At 62.8% G+C, this 17,324-nt stretch carries 17 protein-coding genes; 7 read left to right on the top strand and 10 right to left on the bottom strand.

Annotated features, from left to right (window positions below; translation table 11 throughout):
- Positions 1 to 695 (bottom strand): hypothetical protein (locus tag AC1DWA_RS19260; protein ID WP_477916918.1); only part of this gene is annotated, 695 nt, incomplete at its 3' end.
- A gap of 309 nt (positions 696 to 1,004) precedes the next feature.
- Between AC1DWA_RS19260 and AC1DWA_RS19255 the strand changes: the two genes are divergently transcribed.
- On the top strand, positions 1,005 to 1,724 hold the full coding sequence (locus AC1DWA_RS19255; RefSeq protein ID WP_020968392.1) for a hypothetical protein: 720 nt from the start codon (positions 1,005 to 1,007) through the stop codon (positions 1,722 to 1,724).
- Between the two features lie 172 nt (positions 1,725 to 1,896).
- Positions 1,897 to 2,694, top strand: coding sequence for a helix-turn-helix domain-containing protein (locus AC1DWA_RS19250; protein WP_020968391.1), 798 nt, complete (start codon positions 1,897 to 1,899; stop codon positions 2,692 to 2,694).
- A 4-nt stretch (positions 2,695 to 2,698) separates the two neighbouring features.
- Here AC1DWA_RS19250 and AC1DWA_RS19245 read toward each other — a convergent pair whose 3' ends face one another.
- Entirely contained in the window at positions 2,699 to 3,688 is a 990-nt protein-coding gene (locus AC1DWA_RS19245) for an iron-siderophore ABC transporter substrate-binding protein (RefSeq protein WP_336505114.1), read from the bottom strand.
- Positions 3,689 to 3,887: 199 nt separating this feature from the next.
- Between AC1DWA_RS19245 and AC1DWA_RS19240 the strand changes: the two genes are divergently transcribed.
- Positions 3,888 to 5,516, top strand: a complete 1,629-nt coding sequence (locus tag AC1DWA_RS19240; RefSeq protein ID WP_477846409.1) for an ABC transporter transmembrane domain-containing protein — start codon at positions 3,888 to 3,890, stop codon at positions 5,514 to 5,516.
- The gene (locus AC1DWA_RS19235) at positions 5,513 to 7,294 is read left to right on the top strand and encodes an ABC transporter ATP-binding protein (RefSeq protein WP_477846410.1); all 1,782 of its coding nucleotides are present in this window, start codon (positions 5,513 to 5,515) and stop codon (positions 7,292 to 7,294) included. Before AC1DWA_RS19240 ends, AC1DWA_RS19235 begins: the two co-directional genes overlap by 4 nt.
- Before the next feature lie 34 nt (positions 7,295 to 7,328).
- On the opposite strand, the gene rlmB is transcribed toward AC1DWA_RS19235, so the two are convergent.
- The 5 genes from rlmB to carD are packed head-to-tail and all read right to left on the bottom strand — an operon-like array spanning position 7,329 to position 11,401.
- Complete coding sequence (gene rlmB / locus AC1DWA_RS19230; protein ID WP_020906105.1) at positions 7,329 to 8,306, bottom strand: 23S rRNA (guanosine(2251)-2'-O)-methyltransferase RlmB; 978 nt, start codon at positions 8,304 to 8,306, stop codon at positions 7,329 to 7,331.
- Between the two features lie 2 nt (positions 8,307 to 8,308).
- A complete protein-coding gene (cysS, locus tag AC1DWA_RS19225; RefSeq protein WP_003945830.1) occupies positions 8,309 to 9,703 on the bottom strand; it encodes a cysteine--tRNA ligase in 1,395 nt (464 codons plus the stop codon).
- A gap of 11 nt (positions 9,704 to 9,714) precedes the next feature.
- A complete protein-coding gene (gene ispF / locus AC1DWA_RS19220; RefSeq protein ID WP_020968387.1) occupies positions 9,715 to 10,191 on the bottom strand; it encodes a 2-C-methyl-D-erythritol 2,4-cyclodiphosphate synthase in 477 nt (158 codons plus the stop codon).
- Positions 10,192 to 10,890: a 2-C-methyl-D-erythritol 4-phosphate cytidylyltransferase gene (gene ispD, locus AC1DWA_RS19215; protein ID WP_019746836.1), complete on the bottom strand. Its 699-nt coding sequence runs from the start codon at positions 10,888 to 10,890 to the stop codon at positions 10,192 to 10,194.
- Between the two features lie 22 nt (positions 10,891 to 10,912).
- Positions 10,913 to 11,401 carry an RNA polymerase-binding transcription factor CarD gene (gene carD, locus AC1DWA_RS19210; protein WP_003945666.1) on the bottom strand — a complete coding sequence of 163 codons (489 nt, stop codon included), beginning with the start codon at positions 11,399 to 11,401 and terminating at the stop codon, positions 10,913 to 10,915.
- Between the two features lie 265 nt (positions 11,402 to 11,666).
- Between carD and AC1DWA_RS19205 the strand changes: the two genes are divergently transcribed.
- The gene (locus tag AC1DWA_RS19205; RefSeq protein WP_021342814.1) at positions 11,667 to 12,302 is read left to right on the top strand and encodes a copper chaperone PCu(A)C domain-containing protein; all 636 of its coding nucleotides are present in this window, start codon (positions 11,667 to 11,669) and stop codon (positions 12,300 to 12,302) included.
- 97 nt (positions 12,303 to 12,399) lie between these two features.
- Positions 12,400 to 13,833 carry a DNA repair protein RadA gene (radA, locus tag AC1DWA_RS19200; protein WP_003945739.1) on the top strand — a complete coding sequence of 478 codons (1,434 nt, stop codon included), beginning with the start codon at positions 12,400 to 12,402 and terminating at the stop codon, positions 13,831 to 13,833.
- 23 nt (positions 13,834 to 13,856) lie between these two features.
- Here radA and AC1DWA_RS19195 read toward each other — a convergent pair whose 3' ends face one another.
- On the bottom strand, positions 13,857 to 14,417 hold the full coding sequence (locus AC1DWA_RS19195; protein ID WP_019746834.1) for a PaaI family thioesterase: 561 nt from the start codon (positions 14,415 to 14,417) through the stop codon (positions 13,857 to 13,859).
- Between the two features lie 96 nt (positions 14,418 to 14,513).
- Between AC1DWA_RS19195 and disA the strand changes: the two genes are divergently transcribed.
- Complete coding sequence (gene disA, locus AC1DWA_RS19190) at positions 14,514 to 15,599, top strand: DNA integrity scanning diadenylate cyclase DisA (RefSeq protein ID WP_024487741.1); 1,086 nt, start codon at positions 14,514 to 14,516, stop codon at positions 15,597 to 15,599.
- 25 nt (positions 15,600 to 15,624) lie between these two features.
- Here the strand turns inward: disA and AC1DWA_RS19185 are convergent, their stop codons facing one another.
- Entirely contained in the window at positions 15,625 to 16,368 is a 744-nt protein-coding gene (locus AC1DWA_RS19185) for a DUF4232 domain-containing protein (RefSeq protein WP_317558017.1), read from the bottom strand.
- 97 nt (positions 16,369 to 16,465) lie between these two features.
- Positions 16,466 to 17,104: a carbonic anhydrase gene (locus tag AC1DWA_RS19180; protein WP_019746832.1), complete on the bottom strand. Its 639-nt coding sequence runs from the start codon at positions 17,102 to 17,104 to the stop codon at positions 16,466 to 16,468.
- Positions 17,105 to 17,324 lie beyond the last annotated feature (220 nt).

Raw genomic sequence — 17,324 nt, 5'->3', positions numbered from 1 at the left:
CCGAGGGCACCACTCAACGAGCCGAGCGATCCGGTTCCGCCACCGGTTCCAGGGCCAGTGGGATCAACCGGATCAACGGGATCAACGGGATCAACGGGATCAACGGGATCAACCGGGTCAACGGGATCGACCACATCCGCGGCGCGGACAGTGATGGACGGGCCCAAGTTGGCGAAATTCGCACTCGACTGGAATCCGTTGCCCATCACCGTGGCACCTACCGCCAATCCACTTCCGTACACGGTTCCCGGCGCACACGAAGCAGTGACCGTGTAACTGGTCTTCATGGTCACCGGTTTGCTGCCGTTGTTGATCCAGCCGGCACTGGTCACCTCGAGCGTCGTGGCTGTCAGTTCCGGCGTTTCAGTGGTTTCGGTCATCGTCCCGCCAACGTGAAACTTCGTGACCTTCGCCGAGCCCGGGACAAAGGTCAAGCATGCGGCATGCGTCTCGGTGAACCTGCTGATATATCCGTCGATTCCGCTCTTCTTCGACACTGTCGTGTAGGTGATCGTGTCACCGACCTTCGGGGACGCATTGTCCACGGTGCGAGTAAATGTGTAGGCACCAGAAGTTGCTATCTCGGCAGTCGCGACTCCCGCACCCAGCGCGCTTGCGCCCACAGCAAGAGCAATCACCCCCAAACCAGCTCCAACGGTGGACAGACTACGATTCCTGGATCCAAACTTTGCCACGAACAATCTCCACTCTGTGTGGTTCCAGGACAACCGAATTCATTGATTACTGGAACTTGTTGCAACCCGACTCTCGAAGTACGATACAGTCGACCTGGACATTCGCCCAGCTTTTCGCCGAATTGGTCGCCAGTCAGTTAACAACAGGCAATCAAGGTCGAAAAAGTCCTCTCAATTCGGACTTTTCCGTAAATTCTGCCGAACTGACACATAGGCAAGCGTCCGATAGGTTTCAATGGTTACCACGGCGCAACCTTTGAAGAGTCATCCCCATCGCCGTCAGCGTGAACCCCTCGAACGGAGAATTTCATGTCACGTTTCTCAATGCGCAAGACACTCACCGGAATCGCAATCGCTGCACTTGCAACCAGCGGGCTCGTAATGACCGCAGGCACCGCGAGCGCCGATGCCACCCACCCGTCCTCGGCAACGGTCAACTCCTCCAACGTCCGGATCACCAAGAACATCGTCGGCGACGGCGAAGTTGCACCCGGCGGCAAAGTCACCGTGCGCACGGTCATCTCCACGACCGGCCACCCCGAGCGTTACGTCGACCAGTTCGTCGACCGCTACCCCGCCACGTTCAAATACATCCAGGGCACGGCGACGGTCAACGCTTGGCATTTGATCGGCGGTCAGAAGACCGAATCCGTCACGCCTTCGGTTGACACTGCCGCCCGAACCGTGAATGTGCCCAGCACCGGTTGGCTGATCTCGCCCACCGGCAGCAAGACCGTGACGATCGAGGCACAGTACCTCGTCGCCGACGATGCACCGATCGGTTCGTACCAGGAAATGTCGAGTTCGATCGGCATCTCGACGTTCAACACCGAGCAGAACATCAGCGGCGTGTACGCCAAGATCCGCGCCAAGAACCCCGGTGAGGCTGCCGCATCAGGCTCTGCAGATCTGGGCTTCGGCTCTTCTGACGGCGAGGGCGGAACCGGTTCGGCCGGCTCGTCCATCCTCGACAACCCGGCCGGCTTCATCTCCGACATCATCAGCGGTGTCCTGGCCAACGGCAGCTGATTCACCTGCTCCACCTGTAAACACTCCGTCGGGGAATGTGATCGAGGGTGGCATCGAGTTTTCGGACTCGGTGCCACCCTCGGTCTTTTGTCGCGACCGCACTCCCTCGTGCCCTGGATCAAAGAACCAAATAGGAAAGCATTACCTAAGTCATTCGCGGTATGATCCACCGATGAGTTCCACAGGATTTCCGTACTGGGCTGTGCCGGCAGGCCGGTACGTTCCGCTCCCCTTCGCGATGACGACGTCCACCATCGGGCGCGATCAGAAGCGCGTGTGGCGTGAGATCCGCCATCCCGAGCACGAACTCCTGTGGGGCGCTTCCGGCGAGATGAGCGCGTACATCGACGACGTTCGTTGGCAGATCCCACCGACGGTCGGCATGTGGATTCCGGCTGGAACTCCACGGCGCATCACGCTCGGCGCATCCACCGAGGCTCGCTTCACCTATTTCCGGCCCGAGTCGTTCCCCCACCCGTGGACGAAGCCCGCGATCATCGGCATCGACGACGTGGTCAAGACGATGCTCATCCATCTGCACCAGCGAAACATGCCTACCGAGGCTCGCTTGCGGGCGGAATCCGTGGTCTTCGACACGCTCGCGCCCATCGAGGCGGCTGATGTCGCAGTGCCGATGCCCGCCGATCCCCGGGCCCTCGCCGTTGCACGCCGCTTGATCGCCGACCCCGCCGATCAACGCGGGCTTGCCGATTGGGCCTATGTGGTCGGAGGAAGCCCCCGTACCCTGAGCCGCGTGTTCTCTCAGGGAACGGGGATGTCCTTCACCGAGTGGAGGATTCAAGTTCGCGTCCGCGCCGCGATGTCCTATCTCGCTGCGGGCGTTCCTGTTTCGACGGTTAGCCGTCGCGTCGGATACGAAACCCCCAGCGCCTTCACCAGCGTGTTCCGCAAGGTCACCGGACGAACACCGAAGAACTATTACTCGGACGCGTGCGAATTGTCAGCCTAGCTGGTCAGAAGCCGTTCATCTTCGAGACCAGTTCGGCGAAGGCATATTTGACGCTCAGCGACGTGGGCGAAGCCAGTGCCATGACTCGGGCCAGACCGAGCTGCTGAATCAGCCTGCCGTCCTTGACTGCAGGCAGGTCGGCAAACAACTTGTCCCCCATCAATCCGGGGAGCCCCTGACCACTCGCGTCGTTGAGCACGATCACGTCCGCGTCCAGTTCGTTGTACTGTTCGCGCGATGCAGTCACCGACCCCTGGGTGTCGCCGCACAGCTCTGCGCTTCCGGCCGACTGCTTCAGTCCGAGCTGGGACATCAGGATGACTCTGCCGTCGTCGGCGCAGTAATTGGTGAGGCCGTCGATGTTTCCCGAGAGGAAGGTCAAGGTTTTCCCGTTCAGATTCGGGGACCCCGCAGCCAGGTCGGCTATGGAATCGTCAGTTTCCTCGATCAGCTCAGCCGCCCGCTTCGGTTGTCCGAGTACTGAACCGATGGTCGACATCTGCTCCTGCCACGTAGTCGCCCATGCGGTCTCCTTGAACGGAATCGTGGGTGCGATCTGAGAAAGACGTGCGTAGTCGTCTTCGGTGATTCCCGAGACCACCGCGATGATCACGTCCGGCTCCAACGCCAGGATCTGCTCGAACGGCACACCGGAAGTGCTGTCGAGCAACGTGGGTTCGACGTCGCCCAACACTTCTTCGTCCCACGGCAGGATTCCGTTCTCCAAGCCTGCCCCACTGAACGACTCCATGGCGACGGGCGTCTTGCCCAGTGCGAGGACCGAATCCTGGCTGTTCCAGCCGATGGTCACGATCCGCTGAGGTTCGGTCTCGATGGTGGTCGAGCCGTACGCGTGATCTACGGTGACCGGCAGAGCGCCGGCCTCGGCCAACTGCGTCGTGTCCTCCGACGCTGTTGACTCGGTGCTGCTCTGGCAGCCTGCGAGCAGGGCAATCGTGGCCAACGCAGCCACTATTCGGGTAGTGCTTTTCATCTTCTGTCAGCTCTCTTTGCAAACGTACTTGTTTCGACCAGGCAGGTATATCGAGACCTGATCCCGGTAATGGGGTGTCGATACTCCATCTGTCCGCTGCCGCGTAGCCCTTGGCATCTGCGAGCACTTTCCGCACCCGCTCCGGCTCTACCGTAGAACTGCACAACGAGTGTTCAGATCTGGGCGAGGAGTTTCACGAGTGTCAGCGCTGCCCGAAACTCGTTCCGGTCCGATGGAGATGATCAGAGTCGGATCGTTCTCCTCCGGACGCGGCCCGCGACTGGTTGCAGCCGTCACCGGCCAGGCGTCGTATCAGGTAGCTCAAGCCCTCATTCCGGTGCTGATCGGTACCGTCGTCGACCGTGCAATCGGAAAGTCCGACAGCACAGCACTTCTCGTATGGCTTGCTGTGTTGTGTGCTCTGTTCGTGGGACTTGCTCTGTCGTGGCGCATCGCGGTTCGCCTGAACACGCAGGTCTTCGTCTACGGCGAACACGACCTACGATTGAACGCTGCCAGACGGGTACTCGATGCCAGAGGCATGCAAGCTCAGCGCTCGACGGGTGAAGTTCTCACCATCTCCACCTCGGACGCCTCACACGTATCGGGCTTCTCCTGGGTTGTCGCCGAACAGGGCTCAGCTTTTGCGGGGCTCGCCGCGGCAGTGATTTCGCTTGCCTTCGTCTCGTGGCCGCTCGCACTGATCGTCGTACTCATCACTGCTGCGCAGCTCGTATTCATCCACAAGATCAGCGGTCCGCTGGACGAGCGTGTGTATGCAGAGCAGAAGAAGGCAGCCGAGGCAGGCATGCTTGCAACTGATTTCACGCTGGGCCTGCGAGTACTGAAGGGTTTCGGGGCTGAGCCCACTGCCCTGTCGCGATACGTCAAGGCGAGCCGGGCGTCGATGAAAGCAGCGATCCGGACGGTCAGAGCAATGTCCAGTCTGACCGCGCTCAATTCCGGAGTCTCCGCGTTGGTGCTGGCTTCGGTCGCACTTGGAGCCGCGTGGATGGCGCATCAAGGCACGATCACCGTGGGCAACTTCGTCACCGTTGTCGGCTTGAGCAGGGTCATTGCCGGTCCGATGGAAACTCTGGGGTTCTTCGGTGCAGAACTCGCTGCCAAGCGAGGCTCCGCACGCAGACTGTCCGAACTCCTGGCCGAGCCGCACCTGATCGAACCGCCGCCCTCCACCGCCCCGATCAGCGCCGTCAGAAGTGAAGACGCCCTGCTGATTTCGACGGACAACGGAACTGTCGTCTCAGCTCGCCGCGGCGAGGTGGTGGGCGTGCGCGCGGACGATTCCGCTCACCGACTGGAACGCCAACTCGCCTTTCAGACTCCGCTGGACCCCGACTGCTACTTCGTATTCGGCACCGATGCAACCGAACTCGGTCCGGACGGAGTTCGCGATCAGGTGTTCGTCTCCGCTCATGAAGGAACCGTGTTCACCGGCACCGTCTTCGACAATCTGGCTGCACCGAACGTCGACTCGTCGGCAATGACGTCATCTGCGCTCGACGACGTGTTGACGCATCTGCCCGACGGCCACCTCTCCGAGGTAGGTGAGCAAGGAAAGAAACTCTCCGGAGGTCAGCGGCAACGCCTTCTCCTCGCCCGCGCTTTGCATCAACCCCAGCCGATCCTGGTCCTCCACGAACCCACCACTTCCGTGGACTCTGTCACCGAACATCGAATTGCACACTCACTGAGAAACTTTCCCGACAAGGCCATTGTGGTGATCACCTCGAGTCCGACCTTGCTCCATTCGTGTGACCGTGTCGTCACGATCGATCACGCCGCTCGGGACGGAGACTCACTGTGACCGACACCCTTCCGGATGCATCTGCTGTTCCGGCTACATCTGCCTTGCCGATCGCGTCGACCACACAGACGGTCCGCGCATTGATCGCACTGCTTCGGCCACGGGGGCGAGCGCTCGCACTCACGACCGTCGTACTTCTCTCCGCTACGGCCTGCGGCCTGTCCACCCCGGCGCTGCTCGGGCTCATGGTCGATGCGGTTACGGAGGGCAAACCGTTTGTCTCACTTCTGCGTATCACCGCATTCATGCTCGGTGCAGCGGCAGCAGGAGTTGCGCTGACCTGGTGGAGCACACAGCTTCTCGCGAATGTCGCGCAGAACGTGCTGGCCGATCTTCGTGAGGACGTGTTCGCCGCCACGCTCGCGCAGCCGTCGTCACTGGTCGAGGATGCCGGAACCGGTGATCTGATTTCCCGGGTCTCGGGTGACGTCGAAGCGGTCAACACCGTTATCGCGCGGGTGCTGCCCGCAACGGTGTCCGCCCTGTTCATGATTTCACTGACGCTTGTCGGTGTGGGAGTGATCGATTGGCGATTCACCGTGGCAATCGTTGCCGTTGCACCAATTCACTATTTCGCACTTCGCCATTTCCTCCGACGCTCCGGACCCGTCTACCGACGCTCTCGCGCTGCGCAGGCCAGGCGGGGACAGCAGCTCATCGAAACCCTGGGTGGTGCAGGTACTGTCACTGCCCTGCGTCGAACCGACGAGCACATCGGCCGAATCGCCGAGACCTCCGAGCATGCCATCAGCTTCGACATGCAGGCAGTTCGACTGCGCACCAACTTCTTCGCTCAACTCAACGGCGCCGAACTGCTTGGACTGGCCGCGGTCCTGAGCGTCGGCTACTGGCTCGTGACCACGGGATCGGTGTCCATCGGGGCCGCTACCGCCGCTGCGCTCTACTTCCACAGTCTGTTCAGCCCCATCGCGGTATTTCTCTCGAACATCGACGAATTGCAGGATGCGGGTGCCAGCCTGGCTCGCCTGATCGGTGTCACCGCGATGCCCGGGCGTCCCGCGAGCATTCCTGCCTCGGCTCGGTCCGCACCCATCGGAGTCGACGTGGAGCGGGTTTCTTACTCGTACGACAACTCCACCCCGGTGATCGATTCGATCTCGATCTCGATCGCACCGGGGGAACGAATCGCCGTCGTCGGCAGCAGTGGTGCCGGAAAGACCACACTCGCCAAACTGATTGCCGGCATCATTCCCGTCGGGGACGGGCGAATCACCGTCGACGGCACACCGATTGACGACCTGAGTGATGCCGAACTTCGGCACAAAATCGTCCTGGTCAGCCAGGAAGTTCACGTGTTCGTCGGGACGATCGCCGACGATCTCCGGTTGTGCGCACCAGATTCGGACGATGCGAAGATCACCGAAACCGTCGAAACGATGAAAGCTCAATGGATCCATGAGCTTCCGGACGGGCTCGAGACCAGGGTCGGGGCGGGCGGGTACCAGTTGACGGCGGCACAGGCACAGCACATAGCCCTCGTCCGGCTGGCTCTGCTCGATCCGCCCGTCGTCATCCTCGACGAGGCGACTGCCGAAGCCGGAACCACTGCAGCAGGTCTACTCGATCAGGCAGCCGAGCTCGCAGTCACCGGCAGGACTGCCGTGGTGATCGCACACCGCCTGAGCCAAGCAGTCCGCGCCGATCGCATACTCGTCATGAGCGGTGGCCGCGTGGTCGAGAGCGGGACACATGACGAACTGATCGGCGCGGACGGTTCCTACGCTGCACTGTGGGAAGCCTGGTCTGTACGGAGCTAGAACCCCGCCAGGCTCACCTGAAAGCCGTTACAACTCAGCTGCTACGACGCCTGCGGGCGATGTCCGCCAGGACGACTCCGGCGGCAACCGAGGCGTTGAGCGACTCGACCGGACCGGCCATCGGAATCGACAGGATCGCGTCGCAGTTCTCGCGGACGAGGCGCGAAAGGCCCTTGCCCTCGGAACCGACCACGATCACCACGGGACCGCTGCCGTCGAAATCGTCGAGAGTGGTGTCACCTTCGGCGTCGAGACCGACGACCTGAACACCCTTCGACGCCCAGTCCTTGAGCGTGCGAGTGAGGTTGGTTGCCCGAGCAATCGGCAGACGAGCGGCAGCACCGGCGCTGGTACGCCAAGCGACAGCACTCACGCTCGCGCTACGACGCTCCGGAATCACGACGCCGTGTCCACCGAAAGCTGCGACCGAGCGCACAACGGCACCCAGGTTGCGGGGATCGGTGATGTTGTCCAGCGCGACGAGCAGAGGGGGCTCGGCGTGCTTACGTGCCTCGGACAGAAGATCGTCCGGGTGCGCGTAGCGGTACGGCGGAACCTGCAGAGCGATGCCCTGGTGAAGACCGTTGGCGCTGAGGCGATCCAGATCCGAGCGCGGCACCTCGAGGATGGAGATACCGGCGTCGGCAGCCCGCTGAACGGATTCCTTCAACCGGTCGTCGCTCTCGGTACCGACAGCCACCCACAGCGCCGTCGCCGGAACACCCGCGCGCAGGCACTCCACCACCGGGTTGCGACCGAGCACGGTCTCGGGACCGTCGAGAACCTTGCGGCCCGGACCCGGACGGCCACCGCGGCCCTGGTTCTGCTTCTCGTCGGCCCGGGCGGCGCGCGCTGCACGCTTTGCCGCTGGGTGCTTGGTGCGTGCCTCGGCGGGAGGCGTAGCACCGCGGCCGGCGAGACCACGCTTGTGCTGGCCACCGGAACCGGCAACCTGGCCCTTCTTGGTGCCGCCCTTACGGACTGCGCCGCGCCTGCTCGAGTTTCCAGCCATTGTTACTGCCCTGCCTTAAGGGACCATTCGGGTCCGTCGGGAGTATCGGTTACTTCGATACCCGCCTTGATGAGGCGATCGCGGACCTCGTCCGCCACCGCCCAGTTCTTTTCCGTACGTGCCTGCTGCCGACGATCGAGATCGGCCCGCACCAACACGTCCAAAGCTTCCATTGCCGTCTCGGTGTCGCCACCGGACTGCGTCCAATGCTCGTCGAGTGGGTCGACGCCCAGGATCGCGAGCATGGCCCGCACCTGACCGGCAGCCACCCGAGCCGCGTCGAGATCACCGGCAGCGAGCGCGGAATTACCCTCGCTCGCCTTGCCGTGAATCTCGGCCAACGCGATCGGCACCGACAAGTCGTTGTCGAGAGCCGCCGCGAAACCTTCGGTCCACGTACCGAGTTCGACGCCACCCGCACGCTTGTGTGTGCGCAGGACGAACGACTCGAGCCCCTGGTAGGACTTCGCGCTTTCGTCCAACGCCTCGTCCGAGTACTCGAGATTGGAACGGTAGTGCGCACTACCGAGGTAGTACCGAAGTTCTTGCGGACGAACCTTCTTGAGCACGTTCGGCACCGAGAGAACGTTGCCCAACGACTTGGACATCTTCTCGCCACTCATCGTGACCCAGCCGTTGTGCAACCAGTACTGAGCGAAATCGTCGCCGGCGCACTTGGCCTGCGCAATTTCGTTCTCGTGGTGCGGGAAGACGAGATCGCGTCCACCACAATGGATGTCGAATGCCGCCCCGAGGTAGAACTCCGCCATGGCCGAGCACTCGAGGTGCCAGCCCGGACGGCCAGGTCCCCACGGTGTCGGCCACGAGGGCTCACCGGGCTTGACGGCCTTCCAGAGGGTGAAGTCGCGAGGATCGCGCTTGCCCTCGGCCGCACTCTCGCCCTGATGAACGTCGTCGAGTTTGTGGCCGGACAGTGCGCCGTACTCGGGGTAGCTCTGCACGTCGAAGTAGACGTCGCCGCCCGCCGCGTACGCGTGGCCGTTTTCGATCAGGCGTTCCATCATCTCGACCATCTGCGTCACGTGACCGGTGGCCCGCGGCTCGATGGACGGCGGCAGCACACCCAGTTGGTCGTAGGCCCACGTGAACGACCGCTCGAACGTCGCCGCCCACTCCCACCAAGGTCGACCGGCGCCGGCGGCCTTGTTGAGAATCTTGTCGTCGATGTCCGTCACGTTGCGCACGAAGGCAACGTCGTTGCCGTGCGCCAACAGCCAGCGTCGCAGCACGTCGAAAGCGACGCCGCTACGAACGTGTCCGATGTGAGGATCGCCCTGAACTGTCGCCCCACACAGGTACACCGATGCATGTCCGGGGGCCAACGGAACAAAATCCCGAAGGGCCCGCGTACCGGTGTCGTATAGGCGCAGGGTCACGACCAGCGATCTTACCTGTCGTGTTCGGTTGTCATGACCAACGCGGTGGCCATGGCGGCGATCCCCTCGCCGCGACCGGTCAAGCCGAGCCCGTCCGTGGTGGTCGCGGACACCGAAACAGGCGCGCCGAGAATGTCCGAGAGCACCTTCTGCGCCTCATCGCGTCGCGGCCCGATCTTCGGTCGGTTGCCGATGACCTGCACCGCGGCGTTGCCGACGGTGAACTGGTTCTCTTCGAGCAGTCGACGAACCTCGGCAAGCATTCGAGCGCCGCTCACGCCGTCCCATTCGGGCCTGCCGGTGCCGAAAACCGAACCGAGGTCGCCAAGACCTGCGGCGGAGAGCAACGCGTCACAGAGCGCGTGGACGGCGACGTCGCCGTCCGAATGCCCCGAGCACCCGTCTGCTTCCTCGAACAGCAACCCGGCCATCCAGCAAGGTCGGCCGACCTCGATGGGATGAACATCCGTGCCGAGACCGACGCGCATCTATTTTCCGTCCTGTGAGTCCGCGCTCAACTCTGTCTCCGAGATCAGGAGCGCCCGTGCAAGGACGAGGTCGAGCGGAGTGGTGATCTTGAAGGCGAGAGCGTCGCCGGGAATCGTCTGCACCGAAACACCGAGACGCTCCACCAGAGCGGCGTCGTCGGTCGCGGCGACGTCACCGGCGTCGTACGCACTGCGCAGGACGTCGGTGGAGAAGCCTTGAGGAGTTTGAACCGCACGCAACTCCGAACGCAGAGGCGTTCCGGTGACTGCGCCGAGTACGTCGACCGACTTGATCGTGTCGGTAACCGGGAGTACCGGGATGACAGCGGAGCTGCCGGCTCGGAGAGCGTCGACGACGCGCGCGATCAACGCCGGCGGTGTCAATGCCCGCGCGGCGTCGTGCACGAGTACAAAATCTGCATCGCCGGCAGCACTGAGACCGGCTCGAACCGAATCGGTTCTTTCGGCACCACCACCGACGACGTCGACGTCCGATGCACGACCGAGGTCGGCTACGACGGATTCGACCAGTTCAGGCGGCACAATGACAACAACGCGGTCGATCGCTCCGGATTTCCGGAGTCCATCGACCGCGCGTGCAAGCATGGTGCACCCACCGAGTTCGACAAATGCCTTGGGCAATTTCTCGCCCAATCGCACTCCCCGACCTGCGGCAGGTACCAGGGCTACTACTGCCACTGTCAGCTTTGTTGTGTTGCAGTCAGGACGCGGCCGCGAGGACCTCGTCGAGAATGGTCTCTGCCTTCTCGGTGTCAGTGCCCTCGGCGAGCGCGAGCTCTCCGACGAGAATCTGACGAGCCTTGGCGAGCATGCGCTTCTCACCAGCGGAAAGCCCGCGGTCCTGCTCACGACGCCACAGGTCACGAACAACTTCCGCAACCTTGTTCACGTCACCTGAGGCAAGCTTCTCGAGATTTGCCTTGTATCGACGAGACCAGTTGGTGGGCTCCTCGGTGTGCGGTGCTCGCAGAACCTGGAAAACCTTGTCGAGGCCTTCTTGGCCGACCACGTCACGAACTCCGACGTACTCTGCGTTGTCTGCAGGAACCCGTACTGTGAGATCGCCTTGAGCGACCTTCAGAACCAGGTACTCCTTCTGCTCACCCTTGATGGTGCGGGTTTCGATAGCTTCGATCAGCGCCGCACCGTGATGGGGGTATACGACGGTGTCTCCGACCTTGAAAATCATGTGTCCCGTGCCCCTTTCGATTCCACTAGTTTAACACGTGAAAGAACCGACCACTCATCAACTGTGCAGGTCAGGGGCATCCTTGCTCGAGCGTAGGGGTTGACAGGGCTTGTTGTACGTGCATTCAACTGGTCTGGAGCACCCCTGCATAACCGACTGAAAGCCCACGCAGACAACCGTTGTGGCGACCCGACGGCCAGCCCGCGGGACCTTATCTACTACTCTGCCTAGTGGAGTGCGAACCTGACGCCGTGGAGGACAAATCGTGACTGCTATCCGTAAGCCGACTCGTCGAGTCGCTACCGCCATTGCACTGGCTGCAGGCGCAGCCATCGCGCTGTCCGCTTGCGGTTCCGGACAGGTGAGCCAGACCGCCGTCCAGCAGGCCGCCGTGAACGGCAACAGCGCCAACCTCGGTGAGATCGCACTGCGCAACGTGCACATCGCCTACCCCTCGTCCGAGGAATACAGCATCGAGCCGGGCGGCAACGCCGTGCTCGCGTTCACCGTCGTGAACGACAGCGCCGAGACCACGGACAAGCTCGTCAGCATCACCACCGATTACGCAGCACGCGTCATCGCGGGTGAAGAGGTAGGTGGCTTGACGATCAAGCCGCAGACGTCGCTGCAGGCCGGCCAGTTGCCCGCAGGCGAAGGTGCCGCGACCGAGGCAGAGACCCAGATCAAGAACAACGAAGAGAACGACGACGCACCCGCTGCGCTCACTCTCGTCGTTCTGCAGGACATCAAGGCAGGCGTTCGCCCCGGCTTGACCGTCCCGATCACCTTCAAGTTCGAGAAGGCCGGCTCGGTCACCGTCGACGTACCGGTCGACGCAGGCCCGCAGCTCGAGCGCAACGAGTCGGACAAGTCGCCCGACGTTGCAGAAGCCGGGCACTGAGCCCGAATCACCAAGGCGCACACTGCGCTTCGCAGAACAACTTAAGAATCACACTAGAGGCGGGGTCCATGTCGGACCCCGCCTCTACTCTGTCCCGGTGGCCAAAGTGAAATCGAACTACCGATGCTCCGAATGCCAGTCGGTAGTGCCCAAGTGGGTCGGTAGATGTCCGGACTGCGATTCGTGGGGCTCGATGACCGAGGTCGCGGTAGTGGCACCCGTCGCCAGTCGCGCCGGCGCATCACTCGCCAAAGCGGGATCGAGCGCCGTGCTCCCTACGACGCCGGCCACGCCGCTGACACAGATCGACAGCACCTCGACGCAGGCCAAGCCCACCGGGATCGGCGAGTTGGACCGCGTCCTCGGCGGTGGCGTCGTACCTGGTTCGGTGGTGCTGCTCGCGGGCGAGCCCGGAGTCGGAAAATCGACGCTACTTCTCGAGGTCGTCTACCGCTGGGCGATGCGCAGCGCGGATGATCGAGCGTTGTACGTCACCGGCGAGGAGTCCGCCGGTCAGGTCCGACTTCGGGCAGATCGCACCAACTCTGTCCACGAACGGATGTATCTGGCGGCCGAATCCGATCTCGCGACCATCCTCGGCCACATCGAGCAGGTCAAGCCGACCCTGGTCATCGTCGACTCGGTGCAGACAATGCTTGCTGCCGACGTCGACGGAGTCGTCGGCGGCGTGACTCAGGTCAAGGCTGTCACCAGCGCCTTGACCTCCCTGGCGAAGGCCAGTGGAATCCCGGTGCTTCTGATCGGCCACGTCACCAAGGACGGCGCCGTCGCCGGACCGCGCTCGCTCGAGCATCTCGTAGACGTGGTTCTGCACTTCGAAGGTGACAAGCACTCCACGCTGCGCATGGTCCGCGGCGTCAAGAACAGATTCGGTGCGGCCGACGAGGTGGGATGCTTCGAGCTGAGCGAGCAGGGCATCAACGAGATCAGCGATCCGTCCGGCCTGTTCCTGCATCACCGCGAAGAAGCTGTGGAAGGCACGGCCGTCACCGTGATGATGGACGGTAAGCGACCGCTACTCGGTGAAGTTCAGGCCCTCGTCGCCGCCACGCCTCTACCGACACCTCGTCGAGCCGTCAGTGGGCTCGACACCGCCCGTGTGGCCATGGTTCTGGCCGTGTTGGAGCGCCGCGTCGGGGTGTCGATCTCGAAGGCCGACGTCTACGCGGCGACCGTCGGCGGTATGCGGATGACCGAGCCGGGTGCCGATCTGGCTCTCGCGATAGCGGTCGCTTCCGCTGTGAAAGCCAAACCTGTCCCCAAGGGGCTCGTCATCCTCGGCGAGGTCGGACTCGCCGGAGAGGTTCGACGAGTTGCCGGCGTGAACCGACGGCTGATCGAAGCTGCCAGATTGGGATTCACCAGCGCCATCGTGCCGGTCGATTCCGGCCCGAACATTCCCGGTATGCGCGTCAACGAAGTAGCGAACCTGGCCGAGGCACTCGCCTATGCCGGATTGATGGGCGGCAAACAAGCCCCGTCTCGCCCCAAGCTCACTCCGGTGAAGTGACCGGCCTGCGGCCGACTACCGCGTCAGACCGACGAGGTGCCGAACGGGGAAGTCGGTTCGCCGTCCACGAACTCCTTGGTCTTGGCGAAGTGTTCCGACGTGATGGTCAGGAACAGTCCGCGGGAAGTTCCCACCACCGTGTCCGGATCCGCTGTCGGACCTTCGACGATCACCGCTTCCGCGCTGGTGTAGACCTTGCGGCGCACAACGCCGTCGATGCGAGCCCGAAATTCGAGCACCGATCCCAACGGGATGGGCCGGGCGAAGTCGATCTCGAGGTGCCCGGTCACCACCGGCGAGCCGAGAGCCATGCATGCCATGCCTTGCGCCTCGTCGAAAGCCGTCGACAAAATACCGCCGTGAATGACCCCCGGACCGCCCTGATACTTCTTGGCGACCTCCAGACGGCCCGTCACTTCCAACCCGTCACCAGCCCTGAAACTCATCGCCATTCCCGCAGGCTGGTCGTCGCCGCAGCCGAAGCATTTCGACCAGTGCTGAGGCAACTTCTCGCCGGCGGCCGGAAAGAATTCGACCGGCTCCGGGACAGTCAGGTCATCAGGCAGGGTCCAGGTACTACTCATGGATAGGTAATCTAAACGGGGATCAGTCCGGCGCAGGCATCGGACCCGACCGAAGTGACATCGACCTCAGCAGGGAGTTTCTCAATGATCAGTGCGATGGCGGACACACAGTCGTCGTCGGCATTGCGAGAGACCATCGCCAGGTTGGCGCCGGGTACCGCTTTGCGAGACGGGCTCGAACGAATTCTGCGCGGCCGTACCGGCGCGCTGATCGTCCTCGGATACGACGAGGAGATGGAAGCGCTGTGTGACGGCGGATTCAACCTCGACGTGGAGTTCGCACCGACCCGATTGCGCGAGCTCTCGAAGATGGACGGCGCGGTAGTCCTCTCGACGGACGGCACACGCATCGTGCGCGCCAACGTCCAGCTGGTTCCCGATCACAAGATTCCCACCGTCGAATCCGGCACCAGGCACCGTGCCGCCGAGCGCACGGCAATTCAAACCGGCTATCCCGTGGTATCGGTCAGTCAGTCGATGTCGATCGTCAGTGTGTACGTCGGTGGTATCCGGCACGTCATCGACGGCTCGGCCACCATACTTTCGCGCGCCAACCAGGCCGTCGCGACGCTCGAACGATACAAAGCGCGACTCGACGAAGTGACACGGCAACTGTCGGTGGTCGAGATCGAGGATTTCGTGACTCTGCGCGACGCGTTGACCGTCGTACAGCGACTCGAAATGGTTCGCCGTGTGTCGATCGAAATCGAGCAGGATGTCCTCGAGCTCGGCACCGACGGTCGCCAGCTGGCACTGCAGCTCGAAGAACTGGTCGGCGACAACGACATTGCACGTCAACTGATCGTTCGGGATTATCTTGCCGGCCCCGAACCCATCGGCACCGCGGCGATGGACAACGTCCTCGTCGCACTCGATCGTGTCACCGACGCCGACCTACTCGATCTCACGACTCTTGCGCGTGTTCTCGGTTATCCGGGCACGATCGAAGCCCTCGACACTCCGATGACTCCTCGCGGATATCGCGTATTGATGCGTGTACCTCGATTGCAGTTCCATCAGATCCACCGGTTGGTCGGATCCTTCGGCACTCTCCAGTCGCTGCTGGCCGCTACGGCTGCCGATCTGCAGTCCGTCGAGGGCATCGGCGGGCTGTGGGCCCGTCACATCCGTGAGGGACTTTCCCGGCTCGCGGAGACGTCGATCACCGGATCGTTCAACTAGCGGGCCTGTTCGGGCTTGCCCGCTCTCACGCGATGTTGAAYGGCTCCGGAGAGCTTCGCAGTGCACCGAGCTGACCGACAACCGTGTACGCGCCTGCGCCCACCGGATTGCGCTCGGGGTTCTGCGCGGTCGCGCACTCGGGGGTCGACGTCGTGGCCGACCAGGCGACCTTGAACGCAGCTTGCTCGCCGGGAGCGAGATTGCGTACGTCAGCGGCGGGCTGCGGGTAGCAGTCGACGTTGGACCACAAACGGGTCTTGCCGTCGATGCTGTAGACGAGCACCTGCTGCAGGCCGCCCGCCAGATCTCGATCACAGGGTGCCGAACCGATGTTGGTGATGACGATCGTGAAGGACGGCTCTTCACCAGGAGCGAAGGTCGCCTTGTCTGCGGTCGCCTTGACTGCCAGCGACGAGTCCGCGCACTGACCAGCCGGGACCGGAGCGCCGGTGGTCGACGAGGACGATGCCGACGTCGACGATCCCGAAGCCTGCGTGCCCGAGCCACCTGATCCACCCGCAGCACCGCCACCCGAACCACCGTTACCGTCCGGCGCGCTGGAGCCGGAAGGGTTGGGGGTGAAGGAGACGTCCGTCGTCAGCGAGGAACTCGCAGCGGCCGAATTGGCCTCAGGAGTATCGCTTCCACCGCCGAAGAGGGCGGACGCCGCCCAGATGATCAACGCCAGTGCAATGACGGCGGCACCAATGGCCAGCGCCCGGCGACGCCAGTAGATCTCGGGGGGCAGTGGTCCATTCGGTTCCAACACGGACTCAACGGTAGTTGGCGCAGGGTCCACTAACCGTCAGCTGAGGCGGCGTGTCGGTACCCATTGTCTGCTACCGGGTATCACTGCCCCGGAAGATCTAACCCTCGACGGTCTCGACGCTCTCGCCGATGTCGCCGACCGCGCCCTGAACTCGCATGTGACCGTCGGACAATGTGTACGTGACGCCGACGATCGCGCACGCACCGTTGTCCACCTTGTCTGCGATGATCCGCGACCTCTGCATGATCAACGAGCCGGTCTCCACTACGTGTCGACCTTCGAGTTCGTCGACGGTGGACAAGCCTTCGTTGCGACCCATCAGGATGGAGGGAGCAACGCGCTCGACCACGCTGCGAATGAAGCCGTCGGGAACCGCACCCTTGTCCAGGGCGTCGAGCGTTGCCTTCACCGCACCGCAACCGTCGTGACCGAGGACGACGATGAGCGGCACGTTGAGCACGTGAACGGCGTACTCGATCGAACCGAGCACCGAATCGTCGAGCACGTGACCTGCCGTACGCACGACGAACATGTCGCCGAGGCCCTGATCGAAGATGATCTCGGCGGCTACGCGCGAATCACCGCAACCGAACAGCACCGCGGTGGGGTGCTGCCCATCGACCAGCTTCGCGCGATCGGCGATTCCCTGGCTGGGGTGAATGGACGCGTCGTTGACAAATCGCTCGTTGCCTTCGCGAAGGGACTTCCAAGCGGAAATGGGGCTTGATCGTGGCATTCACTCATTGTGCACCCGTCGCATTTCGGACTCTCGCCGGGAAGGTTGCGTAGACGCAAACGGAAGCTCCGCGTCCACATTCACGCCTTGTGATGGAGTGCCCGAATTGGAACTTACTTCAGAGTCAGTTTCCTGATACCGTCTCCGAACGTGACCTGGAGCACTTCGACCTTCCGAGTGTGATCGAAGAAACCCGACCAGAACGATTCGGACGGAAAGG

The organism is Rhodococcus sp. P4_F3_2, assembly GCF_056401335.1.
Note: the sequence above shows the minus strand (reverse complement) of the source record. Positions and strands in the feature narration are given on the sequence as shown.

Excerpts from the sequence above, each read along its gene's own strand:
- AC1DWA_RS19255 (WP_020968392.1), top strand. The coding sequence starts at position 1,005 with ATGTCACGTTTCTCAATGCGCAAGACACTCACCGGAATCGCAATCGCT.
- AC1DWA_RS19250 (WP_020968391.1), top strand. The coding sequence starts at position 1,897 with ATGAGTTCCACAGGATTTCCGTACTGGGCTGTGCCGGCAGGCCGGTAC.
- AC1DWA_RS19245 (WP_336505114.1), bottom strand. The coding sequence starts at position 3,688 with ATGAAAAGCACTACCCGAATAGTGGCTGCGTTGGCCACGATTGCCCTG.
- rlmB (WP_020906105.1), bottom strand. The coding sequence starts at position 8,306 with ATGGCTGGAAACTCGAGCAGGCGCGGCGCAGTCCGTAAGGGCGGCACC.
- ispF (WP_020968387.1), bottom strand. The coding sequence starts at position 10,191 with ATGCGCGTCGGTCTCGGCACGGATGTTCATCCCATCGAGGTCGGCCGA.
- carD (WP_003945666.1), bottom strand. The coding sequence starts at position 11,401 with ATGATTTTCAAGGTCGGAGACACCGTCGTATACCCCCATCACGGTGCG.
- AC1DWA_RS19195 (WP_019746834.1), bottom strand. The coding sequence starts at position 14,417 with ATGAGTAGTACCTGGACCCTGCCTGATGACCTGACTGTCCCGGAGCCG.
- disA (WP_024487741.1), top strand. The coding sequence starts at position 14,514 with ATGGCGGACACACAGTCGTCGTCGGCATTGCGAGAGACCATCGCCAGG.
- AC1DWA_RS19180 (WP_019746832.1), bottom strand. The coding sequence starts at position 17,104 with ATGCCACGATCAAGCCCCATTTCCGCTTGGAAGTCCCTTCGCGAAGGC.